Source organism: Stenotrophomonas sp. K-6 (assembly GCF_056861555.1).
In genome coordinates this window covers 203,620-223,936 of record NZ_JBSPUC010000002.1, presented here as the reverse complement: position 1 = coordinate 223,936, position 20,317 = coordinate 203,620, and the positions used below count along the sequence as shown (strand labels likewise).

The following is a 20,317-nucleotide window of genomic DNA, read 5'->3' as shown; positions in this document are numbered from 1 at the left end:
CGTTGTAAAGGAGGCCGTCAATCCATCGGCGGTGTCGCACCATCGCAAGGCAACAAAAGCTCCGTCCCGCAATGATGCGTGGCGGTTTTCCTACTTAACACACGACCTGCGTTTCCGGGGTCGACCAACAGGCGGGCAGTAAGCGGTTCCCTCGGGGGCCAATGCCCATGTGTCCAACAGAGTAAATCTAATGACCGAATCATTTGCAGAGCTGTTCGAAGCCAGTCAGGCCAATCTGGCCAAGCTGAAGCCGGGCTCGATCGTCAGCGGTGTCGTTGTTGAAGTCCGCGGCGATGTCGTGGTGATCAACGCCGGCCTGAAGTCCGAAGGCATCGTGCCGATCGAACAGTTCCGTAACGACGCTGGCGAGATCGATGTCGCTGAAGGCGACGTCGTCAAGGTTGCCCTCGATTCCATCGAGAACGGCTTCGGTGAAACCGTCCTGTCGCGTGAGAAAGCCAAGCGCGCGATGGTGTGGGACGAGCTGGAAGAAGCGTTGGAAAAGAACGAAACCATCACCGGCCGCATCAGCGGCAAGGTCAAGGGTGGTTTCACCGTGGACATCAAGGATGTCCGCGCGTTCCTGCCCGGTTCGCTGGTGGATGTGCGCCCCGTGCGCGACCCGGCCTACCTGGAAGGCAAGGAGCTGGAATTCAAGCTCATCAAGCTGGACCGCAAGCGTAACAACGTCGTTGTGTCCCGTCGTGCAGTCGTCGAAAGCGAGCATTCGGAAGAGCGCGAGCAGCTGATGGACAAGCTGCAGGAAGGCGCGATCCTGAAGGGTGTCGTCAAGAACCTGACCGATTACGGCGCATTCGTGGACCTGGGCGGTATCGACGGCCTGCTGCACATCACCGACATGGCCTGGAAGCGCGTGCGCCATCCGTCCGAAGTCGTGAACGTCGGCGACGAGCTGGACGTGCGCGTGCTGAAGTTCGACCGCGAGCGCAACCGCGTTTCGCTGGGTCTGAAGCAGCTGGGCGAAGATCCGTGGGACAACATCGCCCGTCGTTACCCGGCCAACAGCCGCGTCTTCGGCAAGGTCTCCAACGTCACCGATTACGGCGCATTCGTCGAGATCGAGCCGGGCGTCGAAGGCCTGGTGCACGTGTCGGAAATGGATTGGACCAACAAGAACGTCAACCCGTCCAAGGTTGTGCAGGTCGGTGACGAAGTTGAAGTCATGGTCCTGGACGTGGACGAGGAGCGTCGCCGCATCTCGCTGGGCATGAAGCAGGTTGCCGCCAATCCGTGGGAAACCTTCGCTGCCATCCACAAGAAGGGTGACAAGGTCTCGGGCCAGATCAAGTCGATCACCGACTTCGGCATCTTCATCGGCCTGGACGGCGGTATCGATGGCCTGGTGCACCTGTCCGACATCAGCTGGAACACCACCGGCGAAGACGTGGTCCGCAACTTCAAGAAGGGCGACAACCTGGACGCCGTCGTCCTGGCTGTCGATCCGGAGCGCGAGCGCATCAGCCTGGGCGTCAAGCAGCTGGAGCAGGATCCGTTCGGTCAGTACATGGCTGCCAACCCGAAGGGTTCGAAGGTCGAAGGCGTGGTCAAGGAAGTGGACGCCAAGGGCGCTACCATCGAACTGGCTGACGGCATCGAAGGCTACGTGGCCGCTCGCGACGTTGCGAACGAGCGCGTTGACGACGCGACCCAGTTCCTGAAGGTCGGCGACAAGGTCGAAGCCAAGTTCGTGGGCATGGATCGCAAGGGTCGTACCCTGCAGCTGTCGATCAAGGCCAAGGACGATGCGGAAATGCGCGAAGTGCTGGAGGAATACCAGTCCTCCTCGGCTTCCAGCGGCACCACCCAGCTCGGCGCGCTGCTGCGTGCACAGCTGAACGGCAACAAGTCCGAGTAATCGGTCTGTCGCTGTCGTAGTTTCCTGGACGGCCCGGACATCAGTCCGGGCCGTTTCAGGGTCTGAGTTCCTCCCCAAGAGCCCGTAATGACCAAATCCGAGCTGATCGAAATCCTGGCGCGCCGACAGGCGCATTTGAAGTCGGACGATGTCGATCTGGCCGTGAAGTCGTTGTTGGAAATGATGGGTGGGGCGCTGGCCGGCGGGGATCGCATCGAGATCCGTGGGTTCGGCAGTTTTTCGTTGCACTACCGGCCTGCACGGCTGGGGCGCAACCCCAAGACCGGGGAATCGGTCGCGTTGCCGGGCAAGCATGTCCCGCACTTCAAGCCGGGCAAGGAACTGCGTGAGCGCGTCAGCGCCGTGGTGCCGCTGGAAAGCGATCCTGCCTGAGTGTCCATCCGCCAAGGGGCGGATGCGTGATTTCCACGGAGTCGGCTGGTAGAGCGGAGTGTTAGTCCGCTACTCTTGAGCCCTACGGAACTGGAGCTGCTGCATGAATATCGTACGTCTGCTGATCCTGCTGGCGGTTCTGGTCGTGGGTCTGATCATCGGTGCGCTCAATTCGCAGCCGATCATCATCAGCCTGGGCTTTACCCAGATCAATTCCACCACCGGCGTGGCGATCATCATCGCCTTGTTGTCCGGTGCGCTCATCGGCGGCGGCCTCGTGCTGGCCAGCATGGTGATCCCGCTGTACGCCAAACTGCGCCGTGCGCAGAAGGCCGCGCCTGCCGTGGTCGTGGCTCCCCCTTCTTCTTCTACATTCGACGGACGCTGAGCGCCGATGGAATTTGTCTCCGAGTGGTTCTGGTTCTTCCTGTTCCTGCCCCTGGCCGCGCTGTCCGGCTGGGTGATCGGGCGTCGCGGCGGTCAACGCCATGGCGACAACCAGGTCAGTCATCTGTCCAGCACGTATTTCCGTGGCCTGAACTATCTGCTCAACGAGCAGCCGGACAAGGCGATCGAGCTGTTCCTGCACATCGCCGAGCTGGACAAGGAAACCTTCGAGACCCAGGTCGCGCTGGGCCACCTGTTCCGCCGCCGCGGTGAGGTGGATCGTGCGATCCGCCTGCACCAGGGCCTGGTCAACCGCGCCGATCTGACCGATCAGCAGCGCGTCCAGGCACTGCTGGCGCTGGGCGAGGACTACATGAAGTCTGGTCTGCTCGATCGCGCCGAAACCGTGTTCACCGAGCTGGCCCAGATCGACCAGCGTGCCCCGCAGGCGCTCAAGCACCTGATCGGCATCTACCAGGCCGAGCGCGATTGGGAAAAGGCGATCGACAACGCCAGCCGCTTCGAAGAAGTCACCGGCGAGCCGATGGGCAAGCTGATCGGGCAGTTCGAGTGCGAACTGGCCGAGCGCTACCGCGGTGCCGGCAAGATCGAGGAAGCGCGCGCGGCGATCGCGCGTGCCTACCAGGCCGATGCGATGTCGGTGCGTGCCGGCATCATCGAGGGGCGCCTGGAGAACGATGCCGGCAATGCCGAAGCGGCCGTGCGTGCCTATGAGCGCGCTGCGCGCAACGATCCCGAGTATCTGCCCGAAGTGCTGCAGTCGCTGATGCAGAACTACCGCAAGGTCGGTGACCTGGGTGGCGCGCGCGCGTTCCTGTCGGAGATGACCGAGCACTATCGCGGCATCGCCCCGGTGCTGGCCCTGACCCAGCTGATGGAAGAGCAGGAGGGCGTCGCCCCGGCACGCGCCTATCTCGGCCGTCAGCTCAAGGATCGTCCGTCGGTCCGTGGTGAGTCGGCGCTGATCGACCTGACCCTGGCCGAAGGCGCAGATTCGACCGCGACCCTGCACGACCTCAAGCACATCACCGATCAGCTGCTGGTCCGCAACCCGGCCTACCGCTGCACGCGCTGTGGCTTCGGCGCGCGCACGCATCACTGGCAGTGCCCGAGCTGCAAGGAATGGGGCACCGTCAAGCCCTTGCTCAACTACGCGGTGCTCTGACGCATGATGGTCGCTTGGATGTCCGGGCTGCTGGCAGTGCTGGCGGTGTCGGCGGGGCTGACCTGGGGCGCCCGCGCCTATGCACTGCGGCGCAATCTGTTGGATGAGCCCGGCGAGCGCCGCAGCCATGGTGTCGCGACGCCGCGCGGCGGTGGCATTGCAATCGTATTGACCCTGCTGCTGGCGACGGTCGTCGCGGCGGTGATCTGGCCCAAGGCCTGGGGCGCGCTGGCGGTGTTCGCGCTGGGGCTGGTGCTCGTGGCCGGCATCGGCTGGTGGGACGACCACCGCCCGTTACCTGCGATCCGCCGTCTGCTGGTGCACCTTGTGGCGGCGGCGTTGCTTGCCGGCCTGGTGCTGCATGCCACGGGCAATCCCTGGCAGGCCCTGCTTGCGCTGTTGTTTACCACCTCGTTGATCAACATCTGGAACTTCATGGATGGGATCAACGGGATTGCCACCACCCAGGCGATTCTGGCCGGCATCGCCTTCGCGCTGGTGCTGCCGCCGCCCTATGGGCTGGCGGGCGTGGTGCTGGGGCTGGCCTGTCTGGGCTTCCTGCCGTTCAACTACCCGCGCGCGCGCATCTTCATGGGGGATGTGGGGAGCGGGGCGCTCGGCTATGCGATCGCCGCCCTCGTGTGTCTGGCCAGTGTGCGCACGGATATCCACTGGTTGCTGCTGCTCGTGCCGCTGTCAGCCTTTCTTGTGGACGCAGGCTTCACATTGCTTTCGCGCATCCTGTCGGGACAGCGCTGGATGGAACCCCACACGCAGCATCTCTATCAGCGCGCGGTGAAAAGTGGCGCAAGCCACACTTTCGTCACCTGGGTGTATCTTGTTTTTGGAATATTCAGTGCGGCAGTGTTTAATGCATGCACGAATTTGCAGCCGAGGTGGGAGGCTGCCGTGGCCGTCGCGTGGTTGATCTTCGCGACCGGCCTTTGGCTGCTCCTGCGCAAGGGAATGCGCAACTAGAAGGATTACGCGGTTTATGACGCCTTGGCAGGACCGAATCACGGGCTTGATGCCCCGAGCGGCCATCGTCGCCCACGACCTGTTCATGGTCTGGGCGTGCTGGCAGCTGCTGCACGCTGGACGCTACTCGATGTTGGCCGATGCGCCGGCGTTGCCGCTCTGGAACATCGATACCTCGCTGGTCCTGGTCATTCAGGCTGTGGTGTTCTGGCGGGTGGGGCTGTATCGCGGCCTGTGGCGCTTTGCCAGCGTCGCCGATCTGCTCAACATCTTCAAAGCCAGCTTCATCGGCCTGCTCGCCATCGTGGTGGCCTTGGCGTACAAGCGCTTCGAAGGCGTGCCGATGTCGGTGCTGGTCATCTACCCGTTCGCGCTGTCGGCCCTGCTGGGCGCGCCGCGCCTGCTGTACCGCGCGTGGAAGGACTACCAGGCACTGCAATCGGACGTGACCGCCCGCCGCGTGCTGATCCTCGGTGCCGGCCAGGCGGCCGAAGCCCTGGTCCGCGATCTGCGCCGTTCCGGTGACTTCGAGCCGGTGGGCCTGCTTGACGACGCCCCGCACCTGCAGGGCGCCAAGCTGCAGGGGCTGCCGATTCTCGGCACGCTGGAAGATGCGCCCGCAGTGGTCCGCGAGACCGCCGCCAAACTTCTGGTGATTGCCATTCCGTCGCTGGATGCCGTTGGCATGCAGCGGGTGGTGGCTATCTGCGAAAGCACCGGCGTGCCGTTCCGCATGGTGCCCAAGCTCAACGACATTCTGCTGGGCCATTCGCTGCCGGGTGTGCTCAAGGAAGTGGCGATCGAAGATCTGCTGGGTCGCAAGCCGATCCTGCCGGATTGGGCGCTGATCCGCGGCTGGCTGGGCGGGCGTACCGTACTGGTCACCGGCGCCGGCGGGTCGATCGGTTCGGAACTGTGCCGCCAGTGTGCCCGCCATGGGGCAGGGCGCATCGTGCTGGTCGAGATGAGCGAGCTGTTGCTGCTGACCATCGAGGCCGAACTGCAGCGCAGCTTCCCGGATCTGGAAGTGGAAGCCGTGCTGGGTGACTGCGGTGATCCGGCGGTGATCCGTCATGCACTGTCGCTCTCGCGCGTGGACTCCGTCTTCCACGCCGCGGCCTACAAGCAGGTGCCGGTGCTGGAGCGCCAGCTGCGCGAGGCGGTGCGCAACAACATTCTGTCCACCGAGACCGTCGCCCGTGCCTGTGTCGAGGCGAAGATCGAGCATTTCGTCTTCATCTCCACCGACAAGGCGGTCGATCCGGTCAACGCGCTGGGCGCCAGCAAGCGCTACGCGGAAATGATCTGCCAGAGCCTGGACCAGAAGACCAGCCACACCCGTTTCGTGACCGTGCGCTTCGGCAATGTGCTGGCCTCGGCGGGCAGCGTGGTGCCGGTCTTCCGCGAGCAGATCCTCAAGGGTGGCCCGGTCACCGTGACCGACCCGGAAGTGACCCGCTACTTCATGACGATCCCCGAGGCCTGCCAGCTGATCCTGCAGGCGGCCGCCTCGGCCTCGCACGGTGCGATCTATACGCTGGACATGGGCGAGCCGGTGCCGATCCGCGTGCTGGCCGAGCAGATGATCCGGCTGGCCGGCAAGCAGCCCTACAAGGACATCGCCATCGTCTATACCGGCCTGCGCCCGGGCGAGAAACTGCACGAGACGCTGTTCTATTCGGACGAGGACTATCGCCCGACCGCGCATCCCAAGATTCTGGAAGCCGGCGTGCGTACCTTCGCCCGCGAGCAGGTGCTGGCCAATGTGCCGAAACTGCGTGAGGCGATCGCCACCTACGACACCGATGCGATCAACAGCATCCTGTTCTCGACCATGCCGGAGTTCTCTCCGCTACAACAGGACGATCACGTCAGCTCTGCTAAAGTTCTCGCCTTTCCGGCGCGTGAGGCCAACAGGTTCTGATGAGCAAGCGTATTCGCAAGGCGGTATTTCCTGTCGCAGGCTTGGGCACGCGATTCCTTCCGGCCACCAAGACCGTTCCGAAGGAAATGCTGCCGATCATTGATCGGCCGCTGATCCAGTACGCGGTGGATGAGGCAATCGAAGCGGGTTGCGACACTCTGATCTTCATCACCAACCGCTACAAGCATGCGGTTGCCGATTACTTCGACAAGGCCTACGAGCTGGAACAGAAGCTCGAGCGCGCCGGCAAGACGGAACAGCTTGAGCTGGTTCGCCACGTCCTGCCCAACGGCGTTCGTGCGGTGTTCGTGACGCAGGCCGAAGCACTGGGCCTGGGCCATGCGGTGCTGTGTGCCAAGGCGATTGTTGGCGATGAGCCGTTCGCCGTGCTGCTGCCCGACGATCTGATCTGGAACCGCGGCAACGGTGCACTCAAGCAGATGGCCGACGCCAACGAAGCCACCGGTGCAAGCATCATCGCAGTGGAAGACGTGCCGCATGACAAGACCGGCAGCTACGGTATCGTGGCCACGGAGGCCTTCGACGGCCGCCAGGGCAAGATCAGCGCCATCGTCGAGAAGCCCAAGCCGGAAGACGCCCCGAGCGATCTGGCGGTGGTCGGTCGCTATGTGCTGAGCCCGAAGATCTTCGAGCTGCTTGAAGCGACCGGCACCGGTGCAGGTGGCGAGATCCAGTTGACCGATGCGATTGCCGAACTGCTCAAGAGCGAGCGCGTGGACGCGTTCCGCTTTGAAGGCCGTCGTTTCGACTGCGGTACCCATCTGGGGCTGGTCGAAGCTACGATCCGCTTTGCGCTCGACAACGAGAAGCTGGCGGGCCCGGCACGCGAAGTGCTGCAGAAGATGCTGGCCGAAGGCTGAGGGCAACGCCGTCGCGGCGTGTAGTGCCGGCCGCTGGCCGGCTCCTCCTGCACAACAGCAAAGGGCAGCCGAGGGGCTGCCCTTTTCGTTTCCGACTGTGCACCCACCAGCGGTCGGTGCACACCTGTCGCATCCATCGGTGCCGACCCGTTGGCCGGCACCGATCAATGCCTTACAGCGATTCGAAGATACCCGCCGCGCCCATGCCGGTGCCGATGCACATGGTCACCATGCCGTACTTCTGCTGGCGGCGGCGCAGGCCGTGCAGCAGGGTGGCGGTGCGGATCGCGCCGGTCGCACCCAGCGGGTGGCCCAAGGCGATGGCGCCACCCAGCGGGTTGACCTTGGACGGGTCCAGGCCGCAATCGCGGATGACGGCCAGCGACTGCGCGGCAAAGGCCTCGTTGAGCTCGATCCAGTCCAGCTGGTCCTGGGTCAGGCCAGCCTGCTTGAGTGCCTTCGGGATCGCAGCGATCGGGCCGATACCCATCACTTCCGGGCGCACACCGGCGACCGAGAAGCTGACGAAGCGGGCCAGCGGGGTCAGGCCGTAATCCTTGATCGCCTGCTCGGAGGCCAGCAGCACCGCACCGGCACCATCGCTCATCTGCGAGGAGTTGCCCGCGGTGACCGTGCCGCCGAACTGTCCGTTGCGGAACACCGGGCGCAGCTTGGCCAGGCCTTCAGCGGACGAATCCAGGCGCGGGCCTTCGTCGGTATCCACGATCTTGTCGCGGGTGATGATGCGGCGGCCGTCGGCCAGGTCCGGCTGGCGGGTGCGCACATCGTACGGGCTGATCTCGTCCTTGAACTCGCCGTTCTGGATCGCGGCAATGGCCTTCTGGTGCGAGGCGAGGGCGAACGCGTCCTGCTCCTCGCGCGAGACCTTCCATTCCTCGGCGACCTTCTCGGCGGTGATGCCCATGCCGTAGGCGATGGCGACGTGGTCGTTGTCGAACACGCTCGGCGCCATGGCGATCTTGTTGCCCATCATCGGCACCATCGACATCGACTCGGTGCCACCGGCCAGCATCAGGTCCGAATTGCCCAAGCGGATCTGATCGGCGGCCATCGCCACGGCCTGCAGGCCGGAGGAACAGAAGCGGTTGACGGTCTGCGCGGCGATGGTGTCCGGCAGGCCGGCCAGCAGCACGCCGATGCGCGCCACGTTCATGCCCTGCTCGGCCTCGGGCATCGCGCAGCCGATGATCGCGTCGTCGATGCGGTTGAGGTCGATGCCCGGCGCCTGTGCCACGACGGAGCGGAGCACGTGGGCCAGCATGTCGTCGGGGCGGGTATTGCGGAACACACCCTTGGGCGCCTTGCCCACCGGGGTGCGGGTGGCGGCGACGATGTAGGCGTCCTGGATTTGCTTGGTCATTGCAGTGATCTCTTGAATGGGGTCTGGAAGACGTTGCCGGCCAGCGGCCGGCACTACCGTTCTCTTCCGTCAGTTCCGCAGCGGCTTGCCGGTCTTGAGCATGTGCGCGATGCGGGCCTGGGTCTTTTCCTGCTGGGCCAGTTCGACGAAGTGCTTGCGCTCCAGCGTCAGCAGCCACTCTTCATCCACCAGCGTGCCGCGATCCACTTCGCCGCCGCACAGCACGGTGGCAATGCGCACGGCGATCTCGTAGTCGTACGGGCTGATGAAGCGGCCTTCCAGCATGTTGACCAGCATCATCTTGAAGGTGGCGATACCGACGTCACCGGCGACCTGGATGCGGCGGGCCGGCATCGGCGGACGGTAGCCACCTTCAGCCAGCGCCAGCACTTCGGCCTTGGCGATGTGCAGCGTCTCGAAGCTGTTGAACACGACCTTGTCGGTGGCGCGCATCAGGCCCAGTTCCTTGGCGTTGACCGCCGAGTTGGAGACCTTGGCCATCGCGACGGTTTCGAAGGTCTTCTTCAGCTCGGCGAACACGTCACCGCCGGGACCTGCGGCCTGCGAGGCGCGCACGGCCAGTTCCTTCAGGCCACCACCGGCCGGCAGCAGGCCGACGCCCGCTTCAACCAGGCCGATGTAGCTTTCCAGTGCGGCCACGCTCTTTGCGCTGTGCATCTGGAACTCACAGCCGCCGCCCAGGGCCAGGCCGCGCACGGCGGTCACCACCGGCACCAGCGAATACTTGATCGCCTGGCTGGTGCGCTGGAAGTTGTGCACCATCTCTTCGAACTGGTCGACCTTGCCCGCCTGCAGCAGGCCGAGCGCACCGGCCAGATCGGCACCGGCGGAGAAGGGTTCCTTCTGCTGCCAGATCACCAGGCCCTTGTAGTCCTGCTCGGCGCGCTTGATCGCTTCCTGCAGGCCGTTGAGCACGTGGTCGGACACGGTGTTCATCTTGGTCTTGAAGCTGACCACCGCGATGCCGTCGCCGTCGTGCCACATGCGCACGCCGTCGTTCTCGAACACGGTCTCGCCCGGGCTGAAGGTCTCGCCCAGCAGCGGATCCGGGAAGCGCTGGCGCTGGTACACCGGCAGGGCCGAACGCGGCAGCTTGGCGTTGCGGGTCGGGCTGTAGCTGCCTTCGGCGGCGTGCACGCCATCGCGGCCATCGAACACCCAATCCGGCAGCGGGGCACTGCTCATGCTCTTGCCGGCGACGATGTCATCGGCGATCCACTGGGCAACCTGCTTCCAGCCGGCGGCCTGCCAGGTTTCGAACGGGCCCAGCGACCAGCCGTAGCCCCAGCGGATGGCCAGGTCGACGTCGCGCGCGGTCTCGGCGATATCGGCGAGGTGGTAGGCGCTGTAGTGGAACAGATCACGGAAGGTCGCCCACAGGAACTGCGCCTGCGGATGCTGGCTTTCGCGCAGCTTGGCGAACTTCTCGGCCGGGTTCTTGATCTTCAGAATCTCGACCACTTCCGGGGCGGCGGTGCGGTCGGCAGGGCGGTAGTCCTGCTTCTCAAGATCGAGGACCACGATGTCCTTGCCGACCTTGCGGAAGATGCCGGCACCGGTTTTCTGGCCGAGGGCGCCCTTGGCGATCAGCGCATCCAGCCACTTGGGCGATTTGAAGAACTCATGCCACGGGTCGTTGGGCAGGGTGTCGCCCATCGTCTTGATCACGTGCGCCATGGTGTCCAGGCCGACCACATCGGAGGTGCGGTAGGTCGCCGACTTCGGGCGGCCGACCAGCGGGCCGGTCAGGCCGTCCACTTCGTCGAAGCCCAGGCCGAAGGCCTGCGTGTGGTGGATGGTGGACAGGATCGAGAACACGCCGATGCGGTTGCCGATGAAGTTCGGGGTGTCCTTGGCATACACCACGCCCTTGCCCAGGGTGGTGACCAGGAAGGCTTCCAGGCCTTCCAGCACCGAGGCATCGGTGCTGGTGGCCGGGATCAGCTCGGCCAGGTGCATGTAACGCGGCGGGTTGAAGAAGTGCACGCCGCAGAAACGATGGCGCAGCTGCTCCGGCAGCACGTCGGCCAGCTTGTTGATGCCCAGGCCCGAGGTGTTGGAGGCCAGCACGGCGTGATCGGCCACGAACGGGGCGATCTTCTTGTACAGGTCCTGCTTCCAGTCCATCCGTTCGGCGATGGCTTCGATGATCAGGTCGCAGTCCTTCAACTGCTCCAGGCCGGTCTCATAGTTGGCCGGCGTGATCGCCTCGGCGTAGGACTTGCTGGCGAGCGGGGCCGGGCTGAGCTTGCCCAGGTTGGCGATGGCCTTGAGCACGATGCCATCGGCCGGACCTTCCTTGGCGGGCAGGTCGAACAGCACCGTGTCGACGCCGGCGTTGGTCAGGTGGGCGGCGATCTGGGCACCCATGACGCCGGCACCCAGCACGGCGGCGCGGCGGACTAGCAGGGAATTGGACATGTCGATAAGCCTTTGTTGTCTGGAAGCCGGTCAGCGCCCGGCTCTACGGGGTGGAAAGGGAGGTCGTCGAAGCGCTCGAGACCGCGCTGGCGCGGAATCCGGCTTCGGCGAAATGAATCAGTTCCTGGGCGGCATGGGCACGATGCGCCGCTTCGGTGACACCGGCGGGTCGCTTGATCAGGCCGAAGTCGGCCATGGCATAGGTCAGCGAGCCGGCGAGGAAATCCAGGCGCCAGTACAGCTCTTCCTTGCTCAGCCCCGGCACGCAGGCGGAGATCGCTTTGCCGAAGTCGCGCAGAACGTGGCCGTAATGGTCGGAAAGGAATTTGCGCAGGTTGTCGTTCTTCTCCGCGTAGGCACGCGCGATGACGCGCACGAACGCGCCGCCGGTCTGGCGGTCCTGGGCCATGGCCAGGGCCGGTTCGACGAAGGCGGCCAGCACCGGGCGCAGTTCACCGGGATGCTCGCGGCGGGCCGACTCCAGCTGGGTCAGGCGTGCCGAGGTCATCTCGTCCATGCGGCGGCGGAAGACCTCGTTGACCAGGTTTTCCTTGGAGCCGAAGTGGTAGTTGACCGCGGCGATGTTCACATCGGCCTGGCTGGTGACCTGGCGCAGCGAGGTGCCCGCGAACCCGTGCAGGGCAAACAGTTCCTCGGCAGCGCCGAGGATGCGGTCCTTGGTGGAGAAGTGAGCAGGTTTGGCCATGGGGCAGGGCAGTTCAATCAAACGATTGTTTGATATTAGACCTGCGGTTGCGTCACCGCATTGTGCGGCGCAGCAGAAACGGGGGTTCGTTCATCCGCGCTCCCGACAGTGCCGGCCGCTGGTCGGCAACCACGCCATTGCCTGAACAGGCCGATCACCCGAGGCGCACAGGGCGTTGCCGGCCAGCGGCCGGCACTACCGTACGGCGGGGTTACACGTTAGAATTGGCGCACGTATATCAGGCTAAGCCCGCGTTTTGACGCGGGTTTTTTTCATGTTAACCTCGGGCCGATCAAGTGGCCCGCCCAACGGAGTATTCCCATGGCGCTGGAGCGCACCCTTTCCATCATCAAGCCGGACGCCGTCGCCAAGAACGTCATCGGTGAAATCTACGCCCGCTTCGAAAAGGCCGGCCTGAAGGTCGTCGCCGCCAAGTACAAGCAGCTGTCGCGCCGTGAAGCCGAAGGCTTCTATGCCGTGCACCGCGAGCGTCCGTTCTTCAACGCGCTGGTCGAGTTCATGATCTCCGGCCCGGTGATGATCCAGGCGCTGGAAGGCGAGAACGCCGTGCTGGCCCACCGCGACCTGCTGGGCGCCACCAACCCGAAGGAAGCCGCCGCAGGCACCATCCGCGCCGACTTCGCTGAATCCATCGATGCCAATGCCGCCCACGGCTCGGACTCGGTTGAGAATGCCGCGATCGAAATCGCCTACTTCTTCGCCGCGACTGAAGTCGTCTCGCGCTGAGAGTGATGCCGTGAACGAGGTCGTACAGCCAACCGCCATCCCATCCGTGCTCGTTCCGGGCCCGGCTGTGGCCAAGCAGAACCTGCTCGACCTCGATCGCGAGGGTCTGGAGCGCTTCTTCGCCGAGACACTCGGCGAAGCGCGCTACCGTGCCCATCAGGTGATGAAGTGGATCCACCATCACTACGTCACCGATTTCGATGACATGACCGACCTCGGCAAGGCCTTGCGCGCCAAGCTCAAGCAGCATGCCGAGGTGCTGGTTCCCAACATCGTGTTCGACAAGCCCTCCGCCGATGGCACCCACAAGTGGCTGCTGGCCATGGGCACCGATGGCAAGAACGCGATCGAAGCGGTCTACATCCCGGACAAGAACCGCGGCACGCTGTGCGTGTCTTCGCAGGTCGGCTGTGCGCTGAACTGCACGTTCTGTTCGACCGCCACCCAGGGCTTCAACCGCAACCTCTCCACTGCCGAGATCATCGGCCAGGTGTGGGTCGCGGCGCGCCATCTGGGCAACATCCCGCACAAGCAGCGTCGTCTCACCAACGTGGTGATGATGGGCATGGGCGAGCCGTTGATGAATTTCGACAACGTCGTGCGCGCCATGAGCGTGATGCGCGACGATCTGGGCTACGGCCTGGCCAACAAGCGGGTGACGCTGTCCACCTCCGGCCTGGTGCCGCAGATCGACCGCCTCTCCGCCGAGAGCGACGTGTCGCTGGCGGTGTCGCTGCATGCGCCCAACGATGCACTGCGCGAGACCCTGGTCCCGCTCAACAAGAAGTACCCGATCGTTGAGCTGATGGCCTCGTGCGCACGCTACCTGCGCGCCAACAAGCGCCGCGAGTCGGTCACCTTCGAATACACCCTGATGAAGGGAATCAACGACCAGCCCGAGCACGCCCGCCAGCTGGCGCGGCTGATGCGCCAGTTCGACAATGCCGTGCAGGCCTCGAACTCGGGCAAGGTCAACCTGATTCCGTTCAACCCGTTCCCCGGTACGCGCTATGAGCGCTCCGGCGAAACGGAAATCCGCGCCTTCCAGAAAATCCTGCTCGATTCCAAGGTGCTGACGATGGTGCGGCGCACCCGCGGCGACGATATCGATGCCGCCTGTGGCCAGCTCAAGGGCCAGGTGATGGATCGCACGCGCCGCCAGGCCGAGTTCAACAAAACGCTGCAGGACGGGAAAGACCGGAATGCCGCTGCCTGATCGCCGATTGCCAGCCGTTGTTTTCTTCGCGCTGGCATTGGCCGGCTGTGGCAAACAAGGTGTCAAACCGCCGTCCGCTCCGCTCGAGGTCGCACCGACCTATGAGGCCCGTGACAACCCCGAGATCCGCAAGCGTGTGAATTACCAGGACCAGATGGTCCTGGCTGGCGAGTCGATGCGCGCCGGCGCCCTGGATGCCGCCGAGAAGCGGGTCCGCGCGGCGATGAAGATCGACGCGCGACGTCCAGAGGCATACATGATGCTGGCGGCCATTGCCACGCAGCGTGGCAATGAGGCCGGCGCCGGCGCGCTGTATGCCAAGGCCGCCGAGCTGGCCCCGGATCGGGGTGACGTCCTCAATAATTATGGTGCTTGGCTATGTGCTCATGGCCGGCAGGCCGAGTCGCTGGTCTGGTTTGATCGCGCCCTGCAGGCGCCGGGCTACACCACGCCGGCCTCCGCACTGGCCAATGCCGGCGGCTGTGCGCTGGAGGCGGGCCAGTCCGAACGGGCTACGCCGGACCTGCGTCGAGCACTTGAGATAGATCCCGCCAATGCGTACGCACTGGAGTCGATGGCCCGCAGCGAGTACGCCCAAGGGCGCTATTTCGAGGCCCGCGCCTTTGCGCAACGGCGTCTGGCGGCTGCACCGGCCACACGTTCCGTGTTACAACTTGCCTCTCAAATCGAGGCGCGGCTTGGCGACAACGTGGCATCCGGTCGCTATCTGCAGCGAATTCATGATGAATTTCCGCAGGATGCGGCACCTAATCCCCGGGGTTGAAGCACTGTGATTGATGACCAGACTGTGAACGCTTTTGATACTGCGGCCGGTTGCGGAGCCCGTCTTCGCCAGGCCCGTGAAGCGGCCGGCCTGACCCTGGAAACGGTGGGGCAGCAGCTGCGCATGCCGGTTCAGGTAGTCAAATCGCTGGAAGAGGAGCAATGGCAGCGCCTGGGCGCGCCGGTCTTCGTCCGCGGCCAGCTCCGAAGCTACGCCCGCCTGCTGAAGGTGGATATCGGCGACGTTCTCGAACAGGCGCACATCGGTCCGATCGTGCCGCCGCAGCTGGTGAGCCATACGCATACGCCGCGCGCGCGTCGCATCGCCGAAAGCCTGGGCCGTCGCGTGCTGTATGTCGGCATCACCGCCGTGCTGGCGGTGCCGGTCTGGTTTGCGACCCGCGGCCATTTCGATGGCACGGCCAACACCCCCAATACCGCGTCGCTGGATGTCATCCCGGCGGCGGTACCGGTGGCCGGTGGCGACACACCGACCGCCCCGGCGCCAGCGACGGCCGAAAGCGCCAAGCCTTCGGCACCGTCCGCGCCGTATCTGGCGTCGCTGACGCCGGTCCCGCGTCCTGCTGCCGCGCCAGTGGCCGTGGGCGGCGGTCTCACCCTGCAGTTCAAGGGCGACAGCTGGATCGACATCACCGCGCCCGATGGCACGACCGTCGAAAAGGCGTTGCTGAAGTCGGGCGAGACCCGCAGCTTCGCACCGGGGCAGGTGGCCCGCATGGTGCTGGGCAATGCATCGGCGGTCGAGGTTCAGCAGGGCGGCACTATCGTCGACCTTTCGCCGTACCAGCGAGCCAACGTGGCACGCTTTACGGTATCCTCTGACGGCTCCGTGGCCCCAGTTTCGCACTGAGCTGCGTTTCCCAATCCAATTCAAATAGCTCCTCCTTATGGGCGGGGCGAGAGTACGCATGGCGATCGACGACCTGCTCGACGAGCACGAACAAAGTGAACGCGTCCGCAGCTGGCTGCGGAAGAACGGTGTCAGCATCCTGGCCGGTGTCGCCATCGCGATCGGTGGCATCTGGGGCTGGAAGGAATGGCAGACCCGGCACAGCAACAGCCTGGCCGGTGCCAACGTCCAGTACCAGGTCGTGCTCAAGAGCCTGGAAGACAAGGATCTGGAGCAGGCGGCCAAGGGCGTGAAGGCGCTCGAAAGCGGCAAGGCCAACATCTATGCCGATCTGGCTGCGCTGCAGCTGGCCAAGGCCCAGGTCGATGCCGGCAAGAACGACGACGCGCTGGCGACCCTGCGCGCGATCAGGGCCGACCCTGAATTCAAGCCGGTGATCGAGCAGCGCGTCGCGCGCCTGCTGGTGGCCACCGGCAAGACCGAGGATGCGATCAAGCAGCTCGGCACCGCAACCGACAGCACCAGCCTGGAAATCCATGGCGATGCGCTGATGGCGCAGGGCAAGCGTGATGCGGCCCGCGAACAGTATGAGAAGGCGCTCAAGACGCTGGACGTGGCAGCGCCCCAGCGGCGCCTGCTGGAAACCAAGTTGACGGATGCCGGTGGCACCGTCACCGATCCTGCGGAGTTGGTGTAATGAATCAGATGGTCATGATCAAGCGCGTTGCCACGGTTGCCCTGTTGGGCATGGCCCTGACCGGCTGCAGCACGATGAAGGGCTGGTTCGCCGGCAAAGATGCCGCGGCCAAGAAGGCGCTGGAACCGGCCGAACTGGTCAAGTTCGATGCCACCACCAAGGTGGACCGGATCTGGTCGGCCAACGTGGGCAAGGGCGAAAAGCGCATCGGCGTCCGTCAGGGCCCGGTGGTCGCCGATGGTCGCGTCTATGCCGCCGCCATCTACGGTGGCGTGCACGCCATCGACCTGCAGACCGGCAAGAAGGTCTGGACCTACGAGCCGGCCAAGGAAAAGAAGAAGCCCAAGCTGCGCTTGTCCGGTGGCCCGGGCGTGGGTGAAGGCCTGGTCGTCATCGGCACGCTGGACGGTCAGGTCATCGCCCTGAACGCGGCCGACGGCACCGAAAAGTGGCGCGCCAAGGTGCCGGGTGAAGTGATTTCCGCCCCGGCCGTCGGCCAGGGCATGGTGTTCGTGCGCAGCAACGACGGTCGCGTGACCGGTCTGGATGTCGAGAACGGCACCCAGCGCTGGTTCAACCCGCGTGAGCTGCCGGCACTCACCGTGCGTGGCAATGCCCCGGTCGTGACCGGCCCAGGCGTGCTGTTCATCGGCAACGATGATGGCTCGATCGCCGCGCTGGCCATGCAGGACGGCCGCACGCTGTGGGACCAGATGGTCGGTACCGGCGAAGGCCGCACCGAGCTGGAGCGCATGGCCGACATCGACGGCGCCCCGGTGCTGGAAGGCAATACGCTGTACGTCAGCAGTTTCAAGAACCAGACCATGGCGATCGAAGGCCCGACCGGCCGTCCGCTGTGGGCGCGTGATCATGGTGGCGCCGGTGGCGTGGCCCTGACCTCGAGCAATGTGTTCGTCACCGACAACAAGGGCGGCGTGTTCGGCCTGGACAAGACCAGCGGTTCGGCCATGTGGTCGCAGACGGGCCTGGCCCGTCGTTCGCTGACCGGTCCGGTCATCCACGGCGATTACGTTGTGGTCGGTGATTACAAGGGGTATCTGCACTGGTTGCGGACCGATAACGGTGAGTTCGCGGCGCGCGCCAAGAGTGGCGGCGACGCCCTCCTGGCACAGCCGGTGGTCGCCGATGGGATTCTGCTGGTGCAGAACGTTGATGGAAAGCTGACCGCATTCCGGTTGGCACAATAAGGAGTTACCGCGATGCTGCCCTTGGTCGCCCTGGTTGGACGGCCGAATGTCGGCAAGTCCACGCTGTTCAATGCGTTTACCCGTACGCGCGACGCGCTGGTCCATGACCAGCCCGGCGTGACCCGGGACCGTAATTACGGTGTTTGTCGTCTTGATGAAGACCACCCGTTCCTGGTGGTCGATACCGGTGGTATCGCCGGTGAAGAAGAAGGTCTGGCCGGCGCTACCGCCCGCCAGGCCCGTGCTGCCGCCGCGGAAGCGGATCTGATCCTGTTCGTGGTCGATGCCCGTGAGGGCCCGATGGACGACGAGATCCTGTCCTGGCTGCGCAAGCTGGCCCGTCCGACCCTGCTGTTGATCAACAAGATCGACGGCATGAACGAAGACACCGTGCGTTCGGAATTTGCCCGTTACGGCTTCAGCGAAATGCTGACCGTCTCGGCCGCGCACCGTCAGGGCCTGGATGATCTGCTGGACGAGGTCGTGGAACGGTTGCCGGAAGAGGGCACCACCGAGACCCTGGACACCGACCCGAACCGCATTCGTATCGCCTTCGTCGGCCGTCCCAACGTGGGCAAGTCGACGCTGGTCAATCGTCTGCTCGGCGAAGAGCGCATGATCGCCTCCGAAGTGCCCGGTACCACCCGCGATTCGATCGCGGTGGACATGGAGCGCGACGGGCGTGAGTACCGACTGATCGATACCGCCGGCCTGCGTCGCAAGGCGCGCGTCGAGGAAGTGGTCGAGAAGTTCAGCGTCATCAAGACCCTGCAGGCCATCGAGCAGTGCCAGGTTGCGGTGCTGATGCTCGATGCCTCGGAAGGTGTCACCGATCAGGATGCCAGCGTGCTCGGCGCGGTGCTCGATGCCGGCCGTGCGTTGGTGGTGGCGATCAACAAGTGGGATGGCCTGACCGATTACCAGCGCGAGCAGGCTGAAGCCCTGGTGTCGCGCAAGCTCGGCTTCGTGCCGTGGGCGGAAGTGGTGCGCATCTCGGCCAAGCACGGCTCCGGCCTGCGCGAGCTGTTCCGCTGCATCCACGCCGCGCATGCCTCGGCGACGCACGAGTTCAGCACCAGCGAAGTCAACAAGGCGCTGGAAACGGCGTACGAGACCAACCCGCCGCCGGCGATCCGTGGTCACGTGTCCAAGCTGCGTTACGTGCATCCGGGCGGTTCCAACCCGCCGACCTTCATCGTCCACGGCACCCGTCTGAAAGACCTGCCGGAGTCGTACAAGCGCTACCTGGAGAACTTCTTCCGCAAGCGCTTCAAGCTGGTCGGCACGCCCGTGCAGTTCATCTTCCGCGAGGGTGTGAATCCCTACGAAGGCAAGAAGAACGTGCTCACCGAACGTCAGCTCAAGCGCAAGCGCCGCTTGATCAAGCACGTCAAGGGCAAGTGACCCAACAAAGAGCCGGCGCAAGCCGGCTCTTTTCATTGGCGCTGCCGACGCCCCCGTGCGCGATAATCCTCCGCATGAGCACGATCCACGAACTCACCCCGGCGCAGGCCCGGGAACGCCTCGCCCATGGCGCACTGCTGATCGACGTCCGCGAGGCGCATGAGCGTGCCACCGGCATGGCTGAAGGTGCGCTCGGCATCGCCAAGGGCGATCTCCACGCCGAGCCAAGCACCTACCTGCCAGCCACTGATCGCGAGGTCGTCCTGATCTGCCAGAGCGGCAGGCGTTCGATGGAAGCCGCCGTTTTCCTGTCTGACCTGGGCTACACGAATATTGCGTCCGTGCACGGGGGCACCACCGCGTGGCGCGCTGACGGCCTGGCCCTGGTGCAGCCGATGCAGAGCGACGCCGAGCGTGACTTCAACGAGCGGTACTCACGTCATCTGCTGCTGCCGCAGGTCGGTATCGACGGCCAGAAGACGCTGCTCGCCTCACGCGTGCTGGTGCTCGGCGCTGGCGGCCTGGGCGCACCGGCCAGCTTCTACCTGGCCGCGGCCGGGGTAGGGCACCTGCGCATCGCCGATGATGATGTGGTCGACCGCAGCAACCTGCATCGGCAGATCATCCATACCGATGCCAGCGTCGGCGAGCCCAAGGTGCTCTCGGCACGCGCCCGCCTGCTTGCACTCAATCCTTCGCTGGACGTGGAGGCCGTGCAGGCACGGGTCACCTCGGACAACATCGATGCGCTGCTCGAGGGTGTCGACGTGGTGCTGGATGGCTCGGACAACTTCCCGCTGCGTTACCTTCTCAACGATGCCTGCCTCCAGCATGGCATTCCGCTGGTGTATGGCGCGGTGGAGCGCTTCACCGGCCAGGTCAGCGTGTTCGATGCCGGCCGCCAGCGCGGTACCGCGCCGTGCTACCGCTGCCTCTTCCCCGAGCCGCCGCCGCCCGAGTTCGCGCCCAACTGCTCGGAGGCGGGGGTGCTCGGCGTGTTGCCGGGCATGGTCGGCCTGCTGCAGGCCACCGAAGTGCTCAAGCTCCTGCTCGGCATCGGCGAGCCACTGATCGGTCGCCTGCTGACCTTCGATGCGCTGAGCATGCGCTTCCGCGAGACGCGGCTGCGTCCGGATCCGGTCTGCCCGCTCTGTGCCCCCGGGCGCGAGTTCCCCGGGTACATCGATTACGCCGCGTTCTGCAGCGCCTGAGAGGTAGGGCGTAGATCCACGCCATG

The 20,317-nt window shown here is 64.9% G+C and carries 18 protein-coding genes; 15 read left to right on the top strand and 3 right to left on the bottom strand.

The genetic code is table 11. The features are described from left to right. Positions 1–190 precede the first annotated feature (190 nt). From rpsA to galU, 7 genes are all read left to right on the top strand, one after another. On the top strand, positions 191–1,876 hold the full coding sequence (rpsA, locus tag AC13F7_RS06355) for a 30S ribosomal protein S1 (protein ID WP_019183099.1): 1,686 nt from the start codon (positions 191–193) through the stop codon (positions 1,874–1,876). Positions 1,877–1,963: 87 nt separating this feature from the next. Then, a complete protein-coding gene (locus AC13F7_RS06350) occupies positions 1,964–2,269 on the top strand; it encodes an integration host factor subunit beta (RefSeq protein WP_019183098.1) in 306 nt (101 codons plus the stop codon). Between the two features lie 103 nt (positions 2,270–2,372). Continuing rightward, complete coding sequence (locus AC13F7_RS06345) at positions 2,373–2,657, top strand: LapA family protein (RefSeq protein WP_123729054.1); 285 nt, start codon at positions 2,373–2,375, stop codon at positions 2,655–2,657. A 6-nt stretch (positions 2,658–2,663) separates the two neighbouring features. Then, complete coding sequence (lapB, locus tag AC13F7_RS06340) at positions 2,664–3,842, top strand: lipopolysaccharide assembly protein LapB (RefSeq protein ID WP_346470447.1); 1,179 nt, start codon at positions 2,664–2,666, stop codon at positions 3,840–3,842. Between the two features lie 3 nt (positions 3,843–3,845). Beyond that, entirely contained in the window at positions 3,846–4,820 is a 975-nt protein-coding gene (locus AC13F7_RS06335; RefSeq protein WP_481467907.1) for an MraY family glycosyltransferase, read from the top strand. A 16-nt stretch (positions 4,821–4,836) separates the two neighbouring features. Continuing rightward, entirely contained in the window at positions 4,837–6,744 is a 1,908-nt protein-coding gene (locus tag AC13F7_RS06330; RefSeq protein ID WP_353084197.1) for a polysaccharide biosynthesis protein, read from the top strand. Beyond that, on the top strand, positions 6,744–7,625 hold the full coding sequence (gene galU / locus AC13F7_RS06325; RefSeq protein WP_346467423.1) for a UTP--glucose-1-phosphate uridylyltransferase GalU: 882 nt from the start codon (positions 6,744–6,746) through the stop codon (positions 7,623–7,625). The genes AC13F7_RS06330 and galU overlap by 1 nt, the downstream gene beginning before the upstream one ends. A 172-nt stretch (positions 7,626–7,797) precedes the next feature. On the opposite strand, the gene AC13F7_RS06320 is transcribed toward galU, so the two are convergent. The 3 genes from AC13F7_RS06320 to AC13F7_RS06310 all read right to left on the bottom strand — a co-directional run bounded on the left by AC13F7_RS06320 (position 7,798) and on the right by AC13F7_RS06310 (position 12,154). Continuing rightward, complete coding sequence (locus AC13F7_RS06320) at positions 7,798–9,006, bottom strand: acetyl-CoA C-acyltransferase (RefSeq protein ID WP_121042146.1); 1,209 nt, start codon at positions 9,004–9,006, stop codon at positions 7,798–7,800. A 69-nt stretch (positions 9,007–9,075) separates the two neighbouring features. After that, the gene (locus AC13F7_RS06315; RefSeq protein ID WP_482999608.1) at positions 9,076–11,448 is read right to left on the bottom strand and encodes a 3-hydroxyacyl-CoA dehydrogenase/enoyl-CoA hydratase family protein; all 2,373 of its coding nucleotides are present in this window, start codon (positions 11,446–11,448) and stop codon (positions 9,076–9,078) included. A 43-nt stretch (positions 11,449–11,491) separates the two neighbouring features. Further along, complete coding sequence (locus AC13F7_RS06310; RefSeq protein WP_482999607.1) at positions 11,492–12,154, bottom strand: TetR/AcrR family transcriptional regulator; 663 nt, start codon at positions 12,152–12,154, stop codon at positions 11,492–11,494. Positions 12,155–12,475: 321 nt separating this feature from the next. Between AC13F7_RS06310 and ndk the strand changes: the two genes are divergently transcribed. From ndk to moeB, 8 genes are all read left to right on the top strand, one after another. Continuing rightward, complete coding sequence (ndk, locus tag AC13F7_RS06305) at positions 12,476–12,901, top strand: nucleoside-diphosphate kinase (protein WP_008265389.1); 426 nt, start codon at positions 12,476–12,478, stop codon at positions 12,899–12,901. Positions 12,902–12,911: 10 nt separating this feature from the next. After that, a complete protein-coding gene (gene rlmN, locus AC13F7_RS06300; protein WP_482999606.1) occupies positions 12,912–14,117 on the top strand; it encodes a dual-specificity RNA methyltransferase RlmN in 1,206 nt (401 codons plus the stop codon). Then, a complete protein-coding gene (gene pilW / locus AC13F7_RS06295; RefSeq protein ID WP_482999605.1) occupies positions 14,104–14,901 on the top strand; it encodes a type IV pilus biogenesis/stability protein PilW in 798 nt (265 codons plus the stop codon). Before rlmN ends, pilW begins: the two co-directional genes overlap by 14 nt. A gap of 6 nt (positions 14,902–14,907) precedes the next feature. Continuing rightward, positions 14,908–15,771 (top strand): RodZ domain-containing protein, encoded by an 864-nt coding sequence (locus AC13F7_RS06290; RefSeq protein WP_482999604.1) that lies wholly within the window; start codon positions 14,908–14,910, stop codon positions 15,769–15,771. Between the two features lie 58 nt (positions 15,772–15,829). Continuing rightward, positions 15,830–16,468 (top strand): YfgM family protein, encoded by a 639-nt coding sequence (locus AC13F7_RS06285; protein ID WP_482999603.1) that lies wholly within the window; start codon positions 15,830–15,832, stop codon positions 16,466–16,468. Continuing rightward, positions 16,468–17,676: an outer membrane protein assembly factor BamB gene (gene bamB, locus AC13F7_RS06280; RefSeq protein ID WP_123729064.1), complete on the top strand. Its 1,209-nt coding sequence runs from the start codon at positions 16,468–16,470 to the stop codon at positions 17,674–17,676. The genes AC13F7_RS06285 and bamB overlap by 1 nt, the downstream gene beginning before the upstream one ends. A gap of 12 nt (positions 17,677–17,688) precedes the next feature. Next, positions 17,689–19,080 carry a ribosome biogenesis GTPase Der gene (der, locus tag AC13F7_RS06275; protein WP_259261070.1) on the top strand — a complete coding sequence of 464 codons (1,392 nt, stop codon included), beginning with the start codon at positions 17,689–17,691 and terminating at the stop codon, positions 19,078–19,080. 74 nt (positions 19,081–19,154) lie between these two features. Then, positions 19,155–20,291 (top strand): molybdopterin-synthase adenylyltransferase MoeB, encoded by a 1,137-nt coding sequence (gene moeB, locus AC13F7_RS06270; protein WP_482999602.1) that lies wholly within the window; start codon positions 19,155–19,157, stop codon positions 20,289–20,291. Positions 20,292–20,317 lie beyond the last annotated feature (26 nt).

Coding starts and splice junctions, on each gene's coding strand:
- lapB (WP_346470447.1), top strand. CDS start 2,664: ATGGAATTTGTCTCCGAGTGGTTCTGGTTCTTCCTGTTCCTGCCCCTG.
- AC13F7_RS06320 (WP_121042146.1), bottom strand. CDS start 9,006: ATGACCAAGCAAATCCAGGACGCCTACATCGTCGCCGCCACCCGCACC.
- rpsA (WP_019183099.1), top strand. CDS start 191: ATGACCGAATCATTTGCAGAGCTGTTCGAAGCCAGTCAGGCCAATCTG.
- AC13F7_RS06335 (WP_481467907.1), top strand. CDS start 3,846: ATGATGGTCGCTTGGATGTCCGGGCTGCTGGCAGTGCTGGCGGTGTCG.
- galU (WP_346467423.1), top strand. CDS start 6,744: ATGAGCAAGCGTATTCGCAAGGCGGTATTTCCTGTCGCAGGCTTGGGC.
- AC13F7_RS06330 (WP_353084197.1), top strand. CDS start 4,837: ATGACGCCTTGGCAGGACCGAATCACGGGCTTGATGCCCCGAGCGGCC.
- AC13F7_RS06310 (WP_482999607.1), bottom strand. CDS start 12,154: ATGGCCAAACCTGCTCACTTCTCCACCAAGGACCGCATCCTCGGCGCT.
- AC13F7_RS06285 (WP_482999603.1), top strand. CDS start 15,830: ATGGCGATCGACGACCTGCTCGACGAGCACGAACAAAGTGAACGCGTC.
- der (WP_259261070.1), top strand. CDS start 17,689: ATGCTGCCCTTGGTCGCCCTGGTTGGACGGCCGAATGTCGGCAAGTCC.
- moeB (WP_482999602.1), top strand. CDS start 19,155: ATGAGCACGATCCACGAACTCACCCCGGCGCAGGCCCGGGAACGCCTC.
- AC13F7_RS06315 (WP_482999608.1), bottom strand. CDS start 11,448: ATGTCCAATTCCCTGCTAGTCCGCCGCGCCGCCGTGCTGGGTGCCGGC.
- bamB (WP_123729064.1), top strand. CDS start 16,468: ATGAATCAGATGGTCATGATCAAGCGCGTTGCCACGGTTGCCCTGTTG.
- AC13F7_RS06345 (WP_123729054.1), top strand. CDS start 2,373: ATGAATATCGTACGTCTGCTGATCCTGCTGGCGGTTCTGGTCGTGGGT.
- AC13F7_RS06350 (WP_019183098.1), top strand. CDS start 1,964: ATGACCAAATCCGAGCTGATCGAAATCCTGGCGCGCCGACAGGCGCAT.
- ndk (WP_008265389.1), top strand. CDS start 12,476: ATGGCGCTGGAGCGCACCCTTTCCATCATCAAGCCGGACGCCGTCGCC.
- pilW (WP_482999605.1), top strand. CDS start 14,104: ATGCCGCTGCCTGATCGCCGATTGCCAGCCGTTGTTTTCTTCGCGCTG.